The 15,615-nt window shown below is 65.6% G+C and carries 14 protein-coding genes; 5 read left to right on the top strand and 9 right to left on the bottom strand.

What is annotated here, in order from left to right; all coding sequences use genetic code 11:
- Together VGI62_RS21530 and uvrA are read left to right on the top strand one after the other, a co-directional pair.
- Positions 1-576 (top strand): alpha/beta fold hydrolase (locus VGI62_RS21530; RefSeq protein ID WP_331506640.1); only part of this gene is annotated, 576 nt, incomplete at its 5' end.
- Between the two features lie 290 nt (positions 577-866).
- Positions 867-3,770 carry an excinuclease ABC subunit UvrA gene (uvrA, locus tag VGI62_RS21525; protein ID WP_331506639.1) on the top strand — a complete coding sequence of 968 codons (2,904 nt, stop codon included), beginning with the start codon at positions 867-869 and terminating at the stop codon, positions 3,768-3,770.
- Here uvrA and VGI62_RS21520 read toward each other — a convergent pair.
- Entirely contained in the window at positions 3,760-6,072 is a 2,313-nt protein-coding gene (locus VGI62_RS21520; RefSeq protein ID WP_331506638.1) for a chlorophyllase/cutinase-like alpha/beta fold protein, read from the bottom strand. The genes uvrA and VGI62_RS21520 overlap by 11 nt on opposite strands.
- Positions 6,073-6,241: 169 nt before the next feature.
- Here VGI62_RS21520 and VGI62_RS21515 point away from each other — a divergent pair, with 169 nt between their 5' ends.
- The gene (locus VGI62_RS21515; RefSeq protein WP_331506637.1) at positions 6,242-6,853 is read left to right on the top strand and encodes a glutathione S-transferase family protein; all 612 of its coding nucleotides are present in this window, start codon (positions 6,242-6,244) and stop codon (positions 6,851-6,853) included.
- Here the strand turns inward: VGI62_RS21515 and VGI62_RS21510 are convergent.
- The gene (locus VGI62_RS21510) at positions 6,850-7,686 is read right to left on the bottom strand and encodes a hypothetical protein (RefSeq protein ID WP_331506636.1); all 837 of its coding nucleotides are present in this window, start codon (positions 7,684-7,686) and stop codon (positions 6,850-6,852) included. The genes VGI62_RS21515 and VGI62_RS21510 overlap by 4 nt on opposite strands.
- A gap of 13 nt (positions 7,687-7,699) precedes the next feature.
- A complete protein-coding gene (locus tag VGI62_RS21505) occupies positions 7,700-8,527 on the bottom strand; it encodes a hypothetical protein (protein ID WP_331506635.1) in 828 nt (275 codons plus the stop codon).
- Positions 8,528-8,757: 230 nt separating this feature from the next.
- On the opposite strand from VGI62_RS21505, the gene trmFO reads away from it, so the two are divergent.
- On the top strand, positions 8,758-10,173 hold the full coding sequence (trmFO, locus tag VGI62_RS21500; RefSeq protein ID WP_331506634.1) for a methylenetetrahydrofolate--tRNA-(uracil(54)-C(5))-methyltransferase (FADH(2)-oxidizing) TrmFO: 1,416 nt from the start codon (positions 8,758-8,760) through the stop codon (positions 10,171-10,173).
- A gap of 58 nt (positions 10,174-10,231) precedes the next feature.
- A complete protein-coding gene (locus VGI62_RS21495; RefSeq protein WP_331506633.1) occupies positions 10,232-10,729 on the top strand; it encodes an isoprenylcysteine carboxylmethyltransferase family protein in 498 nt (165 codons plus the stop codon).
- A 3-nt stretch (positions 10,730-10,732) separates the two neighbouring features.
- Here VGI62_RS21495 and VGI62_RS21490 read toward each other — a convergent pair whose 3' ends face one another.
- From VGI62_RS21490 to yajC, 6 genes are all read right to left on the bottom strand, one after another.
- A complete protein-coding gene (locus tag VGI62_RS21490; protein WP_331506631.1) occupies positions 10,733-11,425 on the bottom strand; it encodes a squalene/phytoene synthase family protein in 693 nt (230 codons plus the stop codon).
- Between the two features lie 61 nt (positions 11,426-11,486).
- Entirely contained in the window at positions 11,487-12,101 is a 615-nt protein-coding gene (locus VGI62_RS21485) for a urate hydroxylase PuuD (protein ID WP_331506630.1), read from the bottom strand.
- 67 nt (positions 12,102-12,168) lie between these two features.
- Entirely contained in the window at positions 12,169-12,510 is a 342-nt protein-coding gene (locus VGI62_RS21480) for an Mth938-like domain-containing protein (RefSeq protein ID WP_331506629.1), read from the bottom strand.
- Between the two features lie 34 nt (positions 12,511-12,544).
- Entirely contained in the window at positions 12,545-13,516 is a 972-nt protein-coding gene (gene secF, locus VGI62_RS21475; protein ID WP_331506642.1) for a protein translocase subunit SecF, read from the bottom strand.
- 7 nt (positions 13,517-13,523) lie between these two features.
- On the bottom strand, positions 13,524-15,128 hold the full coding sequence (secD, locus tag VGI62_RS21470) for a protein translocase subunit SecD (RefSeq protein WP_331506628.1): 1,605 nt from the start codon (positions 15,126-15,128) through the stop codon (positions 13,524-13,526).
- A 15-nt stretch (positions 15,129-15,143) separates the two neighbouring features.
- The gene (gene yajC, locus VGI62_RS21465) at positions 15,144-15,497 is read right to left on the bottom strand and encodes a preprotein translocase subunit YajC (RefSeq protein ID WP_331506627.1); all 354 of its coding nucleotides are present in this window, start codon (positions 15,495-15,497) and stop codon (positions 15,144-15,146) included.
- Between the last annotated feature and the right edge of the window lie 118 nt (positions 15,498-15,615).

Here is a 15,615-nt window from a genome sequence, read left to right as displayed (position 1 = left end):
TGGGGCGTCGTCGACGTCCTGGCGGATCGTTACTGCGTCGCCTGCGTGGATTCACTCGGCCACGGCCTGAGCGACAAGCCATCCGAGGCAAACCTCTATGGCCTGGAGGCCAGGTCGCAGGATGTCGTGGCGGTGATCGATAAGCTCGGTCTCGAGCGCGCCCACGTTCTCGGCTACTCGATGGGCGGTTGGCTCTCTGTCGGGGTCGCCAAATACCATCGTGACCGACTGTCCTCTCTCATGGTGGGGGGCTGGGACATCGTGGGTGGCGCGGAGATCTTCGGGACCTCGCCTGCGACAGACAAATGGCTGACAACACTTCGGCCGGGCGCTCGTGCCTGCTGGGACGCGCTCGCCGACCGTCGGGGCGCTCGCGACGCCGTCATGAACTCGGGTGTCCCGGTGCTGCTCTGGAGCGGACGTGACGATCCAAGCCACGAACCGATGAGGACGTTTGCCGCGACCGAAAGCCTGGAATTTCTATCGACCGCCGGGAGTCACAACGGCGCGATCTGGAAGTACGGGGCGCAGAGCGGAAGAGGCATTCGCGCCTTTCTCGATGCTCGTTCGACCTGAAATCGGCTGCTCTGCGAAAGCCGGTGAAGAACCCCTCGGGGTGACACTTCTGGCTGCTTGACCTACCCGCTTGGCGCCCCGGGCTCCATCTCTCGGCCATCCGAACGGCCGAACGCCCCTGACGGGCTGTTGCCACCGTGGTGTCAGCAGCAATCGCGGGCCCGTGAGCGGCAACATCTTTGTTCGCTCTATGTTCCTGTGTTATGTCTGCGTCGCGTCACTACATTAAGCCGTCGCGCTGCGGACCTCGCCCGAGGGCCGCTGGGCTTAGCCGAGTGTTCCGGGACAAGATGGCCGACCAGCATCAGAACTTCATCCGCGTGCGGGGCGCGCGCGAGCACAATCTGAAGGACGTCAGCGTGGATATTCCGCGCGGCGAACTGGTGGTGCTGACCGGTCTCTCCGGATCAGGCAAGAGTTCGCTCGCCTTCGACACCATCTACGCAGAGGGCCAGCGCCGCTACGTCGAGAGCCTCTCGTCCTATGCGCGCCAGTTCCTGGAACTGATGTCGAAGCCCGACGTCGACCTCATCGAGGGCCTCTCGCCGGCCATTTCGATTGAGCAGAAGACCACCAGCCGCAACCCGCGCTCGACCGTCGGCACCGTGACCGAGATCCACGACTACATGCGCCTGCTCTGGGCGCGGGTCGGCGTGCCCTACTCTCCGGCCACCGGCCTGCCGATCGAAAGCCAGACTGTCAGTCAGATGGTCGACAAGCTGACCGCGCTGGCCGATGGCGAACGCATCTACCTCCTGGCTCCGGTCGTCCGCGGCCGCAAGGGTGAGTACCGCAAGGAAATCGCCGAGTGGCAGAAGGCCGGATTCCAGCGGCTGAAGATTGACGGCGAGTTCTTCCCGATCGAGGACGCACCGGCGCTCGACAAGAAGTTCAAGCACGACATCGACGTTGTCGTGGACCGGCTGGTGACCAAGGCGGGGCTCGAGACCCGCTACGCCGACAGCCTGGAACAGGCGCTGCGCCTGGCCGACGGCATCGCGGTCGCCGAATGGGCGGACAAGGACCCAACGGAAGAAGAGCCCAAGCGGCTGATCTTTTCGGAGAAATTCGCCTGCCCGGTCTCGGGCTTTACGATCAGCGAGATCGAACCGAGGCTCTTTTCGTTCAACAATCCCTACGGCGCCTGCCCGGTTTGTGACGGCCTGGGGGCCAAGCTCGCCTTCGACGCCGACATGGTGGTGCCCGACAAGGACAAGACCCTCCACAAGGGCGCGATCTCGCCCTGGGCCAAGGGTCCCTCGCCGCTTTACACCCAGACGCTGCAAGCGCTCGCGCGCCACTACGACTTCTCGATGGACGTCCCGTTCTGGAAGCTGCCGGACCAGGCCAAACAGGTGATCCTGCACGGTTCTGGTGATGAGAAGATCCGCTTCATCTACGATGACAACGCGCGCAAGTACGAGGTCAACAAGACCTTCGAAGGCGTCTTGCCGAATCTTGAACGCCGCTGGCGCGAGACCGATTCCTCCTGGGTCCGCGAAGAGCTTGGCCGCTACCAGTCCGAAACGCCGTGCGAAGCCTGCAACGGCTATCGGCTGAAGCCGGAGGCGCTGGCCGTGAAGATCGCGGGCCAGCACGTCGGCCAGGTCAGCCACCTTTCCATCAAGCACGCCAAGGAGTGGTTTGAGGGGCTGGAGCCGCAACTGAGCGACAAGCAGATGGAAATCGCGCGGCGGATTCTGAAGGAGATCGTCGACCGCCTGCGCTTCCTGGTGAACGTCGGCCTCGACTACCTCGACCTCTCGCGCGCCTCGGGCACGCTTTCGGGCGGCGAAAGCCAGCGGATCCGGCTGGCGAGCCAGATCGGCTCGGGCCTGACCGGCGTGCTCTATGTCCTCGACGAGCCCTCGATCGGGCTGCACCAGCGCGACAACGCCCGTCTACTTGTCAGCCTCAAAGGCCTGCGCGACCTCGGCAATTCCGTGCTGGTGGTGGAGCACGACGAGGAAGCGATCCTGACCGCTGACCACGTGATCGACATGGGTCCCGCGGCCGGCGTCCACGGCGGCGAGATCATCGCCGAGGGCACGGCCGATGACATCATGGCAAGCCCCCGCAGCATCACCGGGCAATACCTCTCCGGCGCGCGCGAGATCGAGGTTCCGGCGGAGCGTCGGCCGATCTCCAAGAAGAACGTGCTGCGGGTGATCGGGGCGACCGGCAACAACCTTAAGGGCGTCACCGCGGAAATCCCGCAAGCGACCTTCACCTGCATCACCGGGGTCTCCGGCGGCGGCAAGTCGACCTTCACGATCGAGACGCTCTACAAGGCCGCCGCGCGGCGGCTGCACAACGCCTCGGACGCACCGGCCCCCTACGAACGGATCGAAGGGCTGGAGTTGTTCGACAAGGTCATCGATATCGACCAGTCCCCGATCGGGCGCACGCCGCGATCGAACCCGGCCACCTACACAGGCGCCTTCCAGCCGATCCGCGACTGGTTCGCCGGCCTTCCGGAAGCCAAGGCCCGCGGCTACGGCCCCGGCCGGTTCAGCTTCAACGTCAAGGGCGGCCGCTGTGAGGCTTGCCAGGGCGATGGGCTGATCAAGATCGAGATGCACTTCCTGCCGGACGTGTATGTCACCTGCGACGTCTGCCACGGCCACCGCTACAACCGCGAGACCTTGGAAATACTCTTCAAGGGCAAGAGCATATCAGACGTTCTTGACATGACGGTTGATGAGGCCGCCGAGTTCTTCAAGGCCGTTCCGGTGCTGCGCGAGAAGATGGCGACGCTGAAGCGCGTGGGGCTCGGTTACGTCAAGGTCGGCCAGTCCTCGACCACGCTTTCAGGCGGCGAGGCGCAGCGGGTGAAGCTGTCGAAGGAGCTCTCCCGGCGCGCCACCGGCAAGACCCTCTACATTCTCGATGAACCCACGACAGGGCTGCACTTCGAAGACACCAAGAAGCTGCTTGAGGTGCTCCACGAACTGGTCGACCAGGGCAACACAGTGGTGGTGATCGAACACAACCTCGATGTCGTGAAGACCGCCGACTGGGTCGTCGATTTCGGCCCCGAAGGTGGTGACGGCGGCGGCGAGATCGTGGCGACGGGCACACCGGAGCAGGTCGCTGCAAGCCCAAACAGCTGGACCGGCCGCTACCTCGCCGAATTGCTCGAAAGGCACGAAGCCCGCCGCAAAGGGCGGGTCAGGAAGCTGGTCAGCGCCTGACGGGTGCGATCCCGACGTCGTCGAGCGCGATGGTCCCGCGCGGGGATCGATCAAAATCGAACCGCACGGCGTGCAGGTGGGCCAGGTCGATCGCCGGGTTCTGGGCCACGAAGTCGTTCAGCGGCAGGCGATATCGGCGCATCACGACTTCCGACGGCTCCGCGCCGTCGAGAGCGGCGAACCTGCGGCTGTAGCCCACGATCTGCGGATAGAGCAGTTGGTCATGGGAGAGCGGCAAGCGCGCTTCCATCCCCCTGGCGTCCACGAGCACCACCGACCAGTCGAGCGGCGTCTTGTCCGGCTTCTTCTCCTTGGCTTTGTCGGACCTCGCCGCCTTGGAGGGATGGAAATCCTTGGGAAGGCTGTCGATTCCTGCCGCAGCGAGGCTGAACACCAGATCGGCGCCGGGGCCTGCCTTGGCCGCAGCCTCGCCAAGTTCGATGCCGTAGCTGGCGTGCGCCTTGTGGACCCGGTCGTCCCAGCCGATCAGCGCCACCTGGGTGTCCAACGGATTGGACTTCAGCTTCACGTCGTCCTCCCGCCAGACGGAGAGATTGTCGCCGGTGATCCTGGCGCCTGGGCTCGCAGCGGTGCTGGGATCGAGATCCTCATCGTAGGTGGCTGCCCAGGCGGTGGCGCCATCGGCGTAGTTGGCGGCCAGGTACCCTGGGGGCAACCAGGCCGCCCCGCGTCTGGGATCTTCGAAGAGCGGCCTGTAGCCCGTCTTGCCCATCAGGGTCTCTTGCAGGAATGCCGAGAGATAGACCTTGGCGATCTGGCGTTGGTCAGCCGGCTTCAGCAGCGTTCGCTCATCCAGCAGGAATTCCCAGGGCAGGCCCAGGTCGTTGCGCCCCCAGGTCGTGTTGAACTGGTTATGGTCGGCATCCTTCACGTAGAGGCTGGCTTTGAAGGCCGGGACCTTACCGGTCAGCAGATCCCGGGAATATTGGGACGCTCCGCCAAAGGTTCGCTCGTCGCCGTCGATGCTGCCTTGAATCGTGAAGTAGTTGACGTCGCTCAGCGGCGTCGAGCGATGTCGCGGTTTGTACTGGCCGTCGACTGGAGCGATCGCCGCCACGGCGCCCAACTTGAAGTGATAGTTGAAGACCTGGCTCGCATCGTCGGGATAGCGGTCGAGCTGGTTGAAGGCCGCAGCGATTCCGACCGCCTCACCGCCGCGCGAGTGGCCGATCAGACCGATACGGTCCATGTCGACCTCGCCATGCAGAGGGTTCGTCGGATCGGCGTTCCAGCCGCGCCATTGGACCAGATGCTCCAGAAGGAGCCAGGCGCGCGCGTCGTTCTCCTCACCGCCCCGCCGCTTGAGGGGATTTACGAGGTCGGCCAGCGAACTGTTCAGGAAATTCTCGTCCACCGAGACTGCGATGAACCCCTGGCTGGCCAGCAACTCGCCGAGGTAGGCATAGCCCGGGTCCGAAAACCGCTCCATGTTGTGGTTGCCGTGCACGATCAGCACCAGCGGAAACGGCCCGCTGCCGGTCGGCGCCCACACCCGGCCCTGGACCGGAAATGCCTTGGGACCGAACCCCCAGTAGAAGCTGCGGACCGCGCCACCCAGGCCCCTCCATTCCGCATCGAGCTTCGAGCCATCCACGGGACGTGAACGGAAGCTCGCCTTGGCGGCAAATTCCGGCCGATAGCGATCGGAACCGCCGCCGTAGGTAAGGTAGCGCACCTTGTAGGGTCCGGGCTTGCCCGGATCGGGCAGATCCAGTGGGGTCCCAGCAAGCCGGTAGTTGACCAGCCAGGGATTGGGCTCCTTCAGCGGTTGCACGAGGCCGAACACCAAAACGCCCAGCGCAGCCAACCCCAGGCTGAGGAAGATGAGGGCGCCATAGGCCCGCCCCTGTCGCTGACGACGGCTCAGCAGGGCTGCTGTCGAGCCGGCCGCCAAGCTGAGCCCTATGAGCAGCAGTGGCGCGCCAACGCCCATGCCCTCCGGGCTCCAGACGATCAGCAAGAAGAACAGGGTGAGCGGCAGGGCAAGGAGCAGCGCGAACCGGTAGCGTAGCTTGAGAAGGCTCAGGATGCCGACAACCAGCAGCACCCCCAGGCTCAGCAGGGCGAACGCGGCGAAGATGACGATCAGGCCGAGCAGCTTTTCGAAGCTGAACGGCAGAAAGACTTCGTAGATGAGAAACGACACCAGGATGGCGGCCCACAGGGCCAAAAGCGCGTAGGTCGCGGCGGACCACGCGACCGGAGAGGGCGTAAGGGCGCCGGTCAGCCAACTGCGCGCAGGCTTGAGCCAGGTCCAGGCCTTGGAAAATGTCCGTCGCACGCCACCCCCCGCGCTCGTCCGCCATGGACAATCCTGGCCGACGATCATGATGGCGGCTCGCGGCGAAGCTTGCAGGTTAATTCGGCGACACCTGCCGGCCTGGGCGAGGAGGCGCTTTGCGCAAACAATCGTTTGAAATAGCGTGATCCATCATCCTGACGGAGCCATCATGATCCTCTACGGCGCACCGAACCCCGCCCCCAATCCGCGCCGCGTGCGCATCTTCCTCGCCGAGAAGGGGATCGACCTGCGTGAGACACAGGTCGACATGATGAAGCGCGAGCACAAGTCGGCGGAGTTCCGCGCCAAGAACTCGATGGGACAGCTGCCGGCGCTGGAGCTCGACGACGGGACCTGCATCGCCGAGACGGTCGCGATCTGCCGCTACTTCGACGAGACGAACCCGAAGCCGCCGATGTTCGGCGTTACGCCCGTTGAGAAGGCGCTCGTCGACATGTGGGTGCGTCGCACCGAGTTCACCGTGATGATGCCGGTGGGCAATTTCTGGCGCCATGCGCACCCAAGAACAGCGGCGCTTCTGACCCAGTTCAAGGAGTTCGGCGAGTCCAACAAGGAGATCTACAGGGGCGCCCAGCGCTACCTGGACCGTGAACTCGACGGCAAGGCCTGGCTGGCCGGCGAGCGGTATTCCATGGCCGACATCTGCCTCCTGACGACCGTCGACTTCGCCGATTGGATCGGCCTGCCGCTGGAAGATGAGCACTCGAACCTCAGGGCCTGGCACGCCCGCGCCTCGGCGCGGCCCAGCGCCACAGCTTAACCCTCCGCGGCCGCCAAGGTCCTGTACGCCGCGACGAACGGCGTCTGGCCGATCACCAGGTAGAGCGGACCTACGGCCAGTTCGGCGATCAGCCCCAGGACATAGGCGCCTGGCCGCTCGGCCAGCGCCTGCGGATCGGAAAGGCTGACCGGGGCCAAGGTGTGGAAGCCTCCGATCGCGGCCTGCAGCACCGCCAGGCTGACGAACAGCACGATCGCGATCAGCGACAGGAGACAGCCGGCCAGGGCTGCCATGCCGACGAGCGGCCAGAACCGCCCCCGGGTCAGTCGCCAGGAATCGGCGAGCCCGAACCGCCCGGTGGCGAAATTGGCCGGCCCCGCCAGGCTCGTGCGGATCGCCAGCCAGAGCATGAGGAGCAGGAACGCCAACGTTCCGGCTCCCGCGGCCGCGGCGCCGAAATGCTCCAGCCATCGCACCACCAGAAATCCCGCCGTGATGAGGCACACGAACGCGAACAGAAGCGCGAACCAAAGCCGGAACAGGCGCCCTTCATCCTTGCTGATGCGCAGGTAATAGGCGCCGGGCGGCTCTGCGGGCCGAAGGCACATTCGGTAGAGCGCAGCCAGCACCACCCACTGGATCGCCGCCCCGCCCAATCCCAGGACGAGGCCGCCTGCCGCACCGCCAAGCGTTCCGGCTTGGTCGGGTGACGTGGCGCCGATCGTCACGAGCGCGATGGCGATAAACGCCGCCACCACGAGGCCCACAAAGCCCAGAACGGTGAATACGCACCAGCCCACCACCACGCGCCAATGGCTGCGCAGAACCTGGAATCCTTCCAGCGCCGCATCGCTTGCGGAAAAGCCGTTCATGTCGGCCGCCGCCTCAGCTGGCCTCCGGCTGGGCGGTCAAAGGGCGGCTCGGCGGCGCGCCATGGAGTTTCTGGTAGGCCACGGCGCCGGGCGCAGCAATCACGGCGTTGTAGAGCGCGCTGACCACGCTGTTGACGAGCATGTAGGCGATGATCCCGAAGCTGAGGTAGCTGCGCAGCGAACCAACCTCCGGCTTCAGAATTCCGTTGAGGTCCGAAAGCTGGCCGCCGCTCAGCAGCATGATGACCCCAGCGATGCCGCTGAACACGACCAGGACCAGGAAATAGATCACGAAGATGCACGCGAAGGCCAAGCCGTAGGCGCCCAGCAGCTGCCAGAAGTATCCGCGGGTCATGTTCCACGACTCGAATATCGACAGGCGCCGCTCGGCGAAGGTGATCACCGGCGCCAGAGACAGCCGAACCAGGACATAGATAACGACCCCCAGGGAGAAGACCACGGCCGCCATGCTCAAGAACGCCTGAGCCATCGGAGCCACCATCGCCGCCAGGGCTACGATGATCGCCGAGGCCATGCTGACCGCGAAAACCAGTCCAATCGTAATGCCGATATAGATCAGGGTCAGGCCCATCAGCCGAAGTTCGTCGGAACCCAGGCGCAGATAGCCAAACCGCGGATCATCGTGTCGGAAGATCAGGCGATAGATCGCCGCCGCCATCACGCTCAGTACGGCCAGCCCCAGCACTAGTATGGGCGCGATCAAGACGAGGGTATCGACGAGCTGCCCAAGCGTCAGCGTCTGGTCGGCGCTGATCGTGTCCAGGCCGTGCTTGACGCTGGCCGGCATGAACGCATCGATCACGATGCTAAGAACGCTCACGCCAAAGGACACCCCGACCCAGGCGCCAAACGCCCGTGGGTTCTCCCGTGAGATCCGAAATCCCTCTAACGCAGCCTCAGAGGCTGAAAACCCCGACATCCTCGTCCCTAGGCCCGAACCCGCTCTCAATGAACGAGTCGGCCTCCCCTTTGGTCGTTAGGTTAGGGCTGCCCCCTTTACACGCAAGGCCCCGCTCGCGAACTCGTGTGATCGTTGCTAGTTAGCCACGGATGACAGCGCAGAATCCTCACGGTCCAGTGCACGTCGTGGGCGGCGGCCTGGCGGGTTCCGAGGCCGCCTGGCAGGTGGCCGAAGCCGGCGTGCCGGTCGTGCTGCACGAGATGCGCCCCGTGCGCGGGACCGACGCCCACCAGACCGATCGCCTGGCCGAACTCGTCTGCTCGAATTCCTTCCGCGCCGACGACTGGACCGGCAACGCCGTGGGGCTGTTGCACGCCGAGATGCGCAAGCTGGGCTCGATCATTCTCAGCTGCGGCGACGCCCATCAGGTTCCGGCCGGCGGAGCGCTTGCGGTGGACCGTGACGGCTTCGCCCAGGCCGTGACCGAACGGCTGATGGCTCATCCCCTGGTCACCGTTGAGCGCGAAGAGGTGGCCGGCCTGCCGCCCGCCGACTGGGACAGCGTCATCGTCGCCACCGGCCCGCTTACGTCTCCCGCCCTCTCCGAGGCGATCCTGCAGCTGACCGGTGAGGGAGAACTTTCGTTTTTCGACGCCATCGCCCCCATCATCCACCTGGAGTCGGTCGACATGAACCTGGCGTGGCGCCAGTCGCGCTACGACAAGGAAGGCCCAGGCGGCGAGGCGGCGGCTTACATCAACTGCCCCATGGACAAGGCGCAGTACGACGCCTTCATCGACGCCCTGCTGGCCGGCCCAAAGTCCGAGTTCAAGGATTGGGAGCAGGTCCCCTACTTCGACGGCTGCCTGCCGATCGAGGTGATGGCCGAGCGAGGCCGCGAGACACTGCGTCACGGTCCCATGAAGCCGGTGGGACTGACCAACGCTCACAAGCCGCAGGAGAAGGCCTGGGCGGTCGTCCAGTTGCGCCAGGACAATGCGCTGGGAACGCTTTGGAATATGGTGGGCTTCCAGACCAAGCTGAAGCACGGCGCCCAGACCGAGATCTTCCGCATGATACCGGGGCTCGAGAGGGCGGTCTTCGCCAGGCTCGGCGGCCTGCACCGCAACACCTTCCTGAACTCGCCCGCGCTGCTGGACGGGTCCCTGCGCCTGAAAGCCGACCCTCGCCTGCGCTTCGCCGGACAGGTGACCGGCGTCGAGGGCTACGTCGAGAGCGCCGCCATAGGTCTTCTGGCCGGTCGTTTCGCCGCCGCCGAGCGGCTGGGCTCAACAGCGGTCTGCCCGCCCCCCACGACGGCGCTAGGGGCGCTGGTCGGCCACATCACCGGCGGCCACATGGACGCCGGAAAAGGCTCCTTCCAGCCGATGAACATCAACTACGGCCTGCTTCCGCCACTTGAGGGGCCGCGCCACGGCGCCGACGGCAAACGCCTGCCGCACAAGGAACGCGGTCGCGCGAAGAAGCGGCTGATGGGCGAGCGCGCGCTGGCGGACCTGGAGACCTGGATCGCAGGATCCAGGACGCCCCTCGCGGCCGAGTAGGATCCGAGCAAGCGCCGGCATCGCCGTGCTAGACTGAAGCACGATGTGGGAGGCCCCCATGCGGCCGGCTTCGGCCATCTTCTGGTCCGCCGTCTTTCTGGTGATCGCCCCCGGCACACTGGCCGGCTACATCCCCTGGGCGATCACCGACTGGCAGCTGGGCCGCGCCAGGCCACCGCTGACGGCGCTGGGCGGTCTGCTGATCGGCGGCGGCCTTGCTCTGCTCCTGGAATGCTTCGCCCGCTTTGCGCTGCAAGGGCGCGGGACCCCGGCCCCGGTGGCGCCGCCGGAGCGGCTGGTGGTGACCGGACCCTACCGGCGCGTCCGCAACCCGATGTACGTAGCCGTCGTTGCGATCATCCTCGGCCAGGCGGCGCTCTTCGCCGACGTTCGGCTGCTGGTCTATGCGCTCATCGTCTGGCTGGCTTTCCACGCATTCGTCCTCCTCTACGAGGAGCCGACCCTGCGGCGCGCCTTTCCCGAAGACTATGAGGCGTTCACCGCCGCGGTGCCGCGCTGGCGCCCGAGGCTGCGCCCCTGGCGCGCCCCTACTTAAGGCTCAGATCTTGCCCCGGGCGACGGCGATCGTCAGCCGCAGCCGCCGCGCGAAGTCGTTCTGCGCCGGCCGGCCGGCCAGGGCGGCGTGGGCGACGGCGGGAAAAGCCGCGACACTGAGGTTGCGCGAGGCGCTGCGCGCGGCGTGGATCACCTTCAGGAAGGTGGGACGTAGTTCCGGGTTATCGGCCAGGCGCTTACCGAGGGACCAGGCCGATCCGCCGGCCAGCGCCATCTTCGCCTCAGTGGCCGCATCGAGCATCTGCGCCGCCAGTTGCGCAGCAAGGCCTCCGGTGTCTCGCGCCCAGTCCAGCACCTCGCCTTCGGTCATCGGCGCAGGATCGAGCTCGCGGTAGCGTGCGTCGATCATGGTCTCCAGCGGACCACGGGGCAGCCCTCTTCGAGCGACTGCGGCCGCCAGCGCCTGCGCCGCGGGGTGCTGACGCACCAGGCGGCCCTCAAAGATTTCGTCCAGCGCCTCGCGCCACCAGGTGAGGCGAATTTCGCCAAGCAAGGCGTTGGACGCCACCCTTGGCGCTCGCGCCAGCTCGTGGTCGAAGGCATAGAGCGCAATCACGTCGGCGCGTGGAGCGGCTTGGCCGATGAAACGGCTGGAGAGCCAGCGATCGGGATCCACCCGGCGGATCAGCGCGTCGAGGTCGGCGGTCTGTTGGCGTGTGGAATCAGGTTCGCTCATGGCGGTAATGAAAAGGCCCGCCGGTTAAAGCGGGCCTTCAAAAGAGGATTTTCGGCCCGGATCAGCCGAATATTGTCTGCGACATGGTCATTGCCACCAGCATCGGCAGAGACAGCAGCATATTTGTGCGAGACGCCAGCATCGCGACGCGTGCCGCCTTGGCCTTGGTGTCCGCGTCGGCTTCGACGAGGCCCAGGGCCCGCTTCTGGTTCGGCCAGATGATGCCCCAGACGTTGAGCATCATGATGATGCCAAGCCACATGCCCAGGCCCAGCAGCGCATATTGCTTGTGGCTCGCCGGATCGCTCGTACCGGCCAGGCCGAAGCTCAGGGTCTGGAGCAGGTAGCCGCGGCTGCCGGCGATCGCCAGGCCCATGATCACCGTCGCCAGCGCCGACCAGCGGAACCAGAACAGCGCCTCAGGGGCGATGTACTTCGAGACGCCCGGCTTCAGTTCCGCGGGCACGGCCGGCATCACCCGAATCTGGACGAAGTTGAAGTAGTAGAGCAGCCCAATCCACAGGATGCCGAAGAACACATGCATCCATCGCATTACGGCCTGCACAAACGCCGGCCCCGTCCCCTGGGGCCCTGTGGCGTAGGCGACAATCATAACGATCGCCAGGAAGAGACTGACGATGACGGTGTTGCGGAAATTGGAGAGTAGCGCGCCCATGATCTTGCCTCACGATTCCTGCCCTGGAGCGTTGGTATAGGGCGTTTCGCCGGAAGCGGAAACGGGCTTAGACCGCGATCAGCGCACAGGCCAGACGCCGACCTTCGGAAGTCAGCACATTGTAGAGCTTGGCGGCCGCGGGCGTGTCCATGAATTCGAGGCCGATGCCGGCGATCAGGAGGGCTTCGCGCAGGGACCGCAGCGGCTGAGCGTTGCGCAGGCCCACGCCCAGAAGCAGGAATTCGACCTCCGCGCGCCCCGCCGCGAACACTGGGTTCAGGCTCTCCACGGACAGATCGGCGAGCGAGGTCACGGGCCACGGCTGGGCATGGTCGGCGACGATCAGCAAGGAACCGGCATGCCACTCGCCCGAGAGACGAAAGCCGCCGTCGCCATAGGCGTCGATCAAGGGCGCGTCACGGGGCAGAGCGACCCCTCCTCGCCTAGCGGACCGTCGCCGGCTTCAGCGGCTCGGCCTCTTCGTCAGCACGCTTGACGCCCCAGAGCATGATCACCGGCGCGGCGATATAGATCGAGGAATAGGTCCCGATGGTGATCCCGAAGAGCAGGATGATCGACAGCCCGTAGAGCGTCGGCCCACCGAACACCGCCAGCGCCACCAGCGCCAGGATCGCTGTCATGCTGGTGATGATCGTCCGGGTCAGCATCTCGTTGATCGACATGTCGATCACCTCGCCCAACGGCATGCGTTTGTACTTGCGCAGGTTCTCCCGGAACCGGTCGAACACCACGACCGTGTCGTTCATCGAATAGCCGATGATGGTCAGGATCGCGGCCACCGCCTTCAGGTCGAACTCGATGCGCATGATCGCGATCAGGCCGAAGGTCAGGAAGACGTCGTGGAACAGCGCCGCCACGGCGCCCAGGCCGAACTGCAGTTCGAAGCGGAACCAGATGTAGAGCAGCATCGCCAGGATCGCGAGGCCGAGGCCCAGGAGACCCGAGGTCAGGAGTTCGCCGGAGACCTTTGGCCCCACGACGTCGGTGCGGGTGAACTTCACCGTACCCAGCGACTGGGTGAGCTTGGCTTGGGCCGTCGCCACGGTCTTGGAGATGTCGGCTCCGGGCGGAGCCTGGAAGCGGACCATGGCCGAGGTCGGCGAGCCAAGGCCCTGAACCACCAGATCGGTCAGTCCCAGGCCTTCCAGGGCCTGGCGCACCTTGCCGGAATCGACGGTGTTCGGGGCCGTCGAAAGCTCGAGCACCGTGCCGCCGGCAAAATCGATACCGCAGGCCAGGCCCCCGCAGGGCGGCTTGAAAGGATAGACCGTCAGGAACAGCGAACCGATCACCGCCAGGACGGAGATCACGGCGAACACCCGCGACAGCCGCACGAACCGGAAGTGGGTGCGGACCGGCAGGACCTTGATGAGGGGCCAGATTTTCACGAGCAGGGCTCCCCTAGGCGATCGGCAGCGTCTTCGGGCGGGCGGTGCGGAACCACCAGGCCAGAAGCACTTGGGTGACGAGGACGGCCGAGAACACGGTCGTCAGCACGCCGATGGAGAGCGTCCAGGCAAAGCCCTTCACCGGACCCGAGCCGATGTTGAACATGATCAGCGCCGAGAAGATGTGGGTCATGTTGGCGTCGAAGATCGTGCCCATGGCGCGGGCGAAACCGGCTTCCATCGACGCGATCAGGGTGCGGCCCGCGCGAAGTTCGTCACGCATCCGCTCGTAGATCAGCACGTTGGCGTCGACGGCGACGGCCAGCGTCAGGATGAGGCCCGCGATGCCGGGAAGCGTCAGCGTCGCCTGGGTGAAGCTCATCAGCCCCACGATCATCACCGCATTCACCGCCAGCGCGATCAGCGACACCCCGCCGAAAAGGCCGCCGTAGATGGCCAGCATGAAAATCATCGTCGCTGCCAGCCCGACGATCGCCGACACGGCGCCTGCCTTGACCGCATCGGCGCCGAGCTCTGCCCCTACGGTCCTTTGTTCCTCGACCTTGAGCGGCGCCGGAAGCGCGCCCGCGCGCAGCAGGACCGCCAGGTCATTGGCGCTCTCGGTGGTGAAGTGGCCATGGATCTGGCCCGAACCGCCGGTGATCGCGGACTCGATCACCGGTGCGGAGATCACCTTCTTGTCGAGCACGATGGCGAAGCGCTTGCCGATGTTCTCGCGGGTGACGTCGCCGAAGCGGCGCGCGCCCAGGCCGTTGAAACGGAAGGAGACGACAGGCTGGCTGGTCTGCGAATCGAAGGTTGATTGCGCATTGGTCAGCATTTCGCCGGTGACCACGGAACGCTTCTTGACCAGGTAGCTTGGGGCGGAGCCGTCGGTCGCGGGCAGGACCTCGTCCCCGGGCGGCACCCGGCCGGCGGCGAGATCCTCCTGCGAGGCGGTTTCGTCGACCATCTGGAAGGTCAGCTTGGCGGTCTGGCCGATGACATTCTTCAGCCGGTTGGGATCGCTCTCGCCGGCCGCCTGGATATCGATGCGGTCCTTGCCGCGGCGGGAGATGTCCGGCTCCTTGGTGCCCATCTGGTCGATGCGCCGACGGATGATCTCGATCGACTGTTCGACCGCCTTGGAACTCTCGGCGTCGAACGCCTCGGGCACGAAGGCGATGCGGATGCGCTGGTCGCCTGCGGCGCTGACATTGACGTCGCGCCCGCCCGGGACGCCCGCCAGCGGCGCGCCGATCGTTTGGCGCAGCGCGTTGAGCGCGGTGGTCACTTGCCCGGGGTCAGTGATCCGAAGGCCGATCTCGCCATTGGTCACGGCCAGGTCGGTAAAGGCGATCTGCTTGTCCCGGAACGTCGTGCGGACGTCCTCGGCCATGTTGGTCAGCCGCTCGTTGCGCAGCGCCACCGTGTCGACCGAATAGAGCAGATCCGAGCCGCCCTGCAGGTCCAGGCCGAGCTTCAGCGTGTTCTTCGGCATGAACGCCGGCAGGCTGTCGCGAACATTCGCCGGCAGCACGTTAGGCAGCGTGAAGAGGATGCCGAAGATCGTCGCCAAGAGGACGACGACCACCTTCCAGCGGGCAAGATTCATCATGGCGGCGAGACGGGTCTAGGTCTTGGAATCGTTGGCCGGCGCCGGCGCGCCGCGGGCCTGGACCTCAGAGATCATCGCCTTACGCACCTTTACTGTGACGCCGGTGGCGATCTCGACGCCCACGTCGGCGTCCTCCACCCGAACGATCTTGCCGTGAACCCCGGAGGACAGCACGACGTTATCGCCACGCTTGATGCCGGCCAGCATGCTCTGGTGGGTCTTCATGCGCCGCTGCTGCGGCCGGATCATGAGGAAGTAGAACAGCACCACGAGGCCGATCAGCGGCAGGAACTGGATCAACATGTCCTGGGGCCCGCCGCCCGCAGGGGCGCCGCCGAGGGCTTGTGCATAGGCTGGGGTGGCGAACATGGCCTCTCCGGAAAGCAGCATAACGGCGGCCCACTCGAAGGCCCCCGCTCGAAGTCGGCGGAAGCTATGCGCTGCGCCCTCGTTTTGCAATGGAACGCCGCCGTTGGCCTGTGGAAGT

The organism is Phenylobacterium sp., assembly GCF_036495085.1.
Classification (GTDB): Bacteria; Pseudomonadota; Alphaproteobacteria; order Caulobacterales; family Caulobacteraceae; genus Phenylobacterium.
Note: the sequence above shows the minus strand (reverse complement) of the source record. Positions and strands in the feature narration are given on the sequence as shown.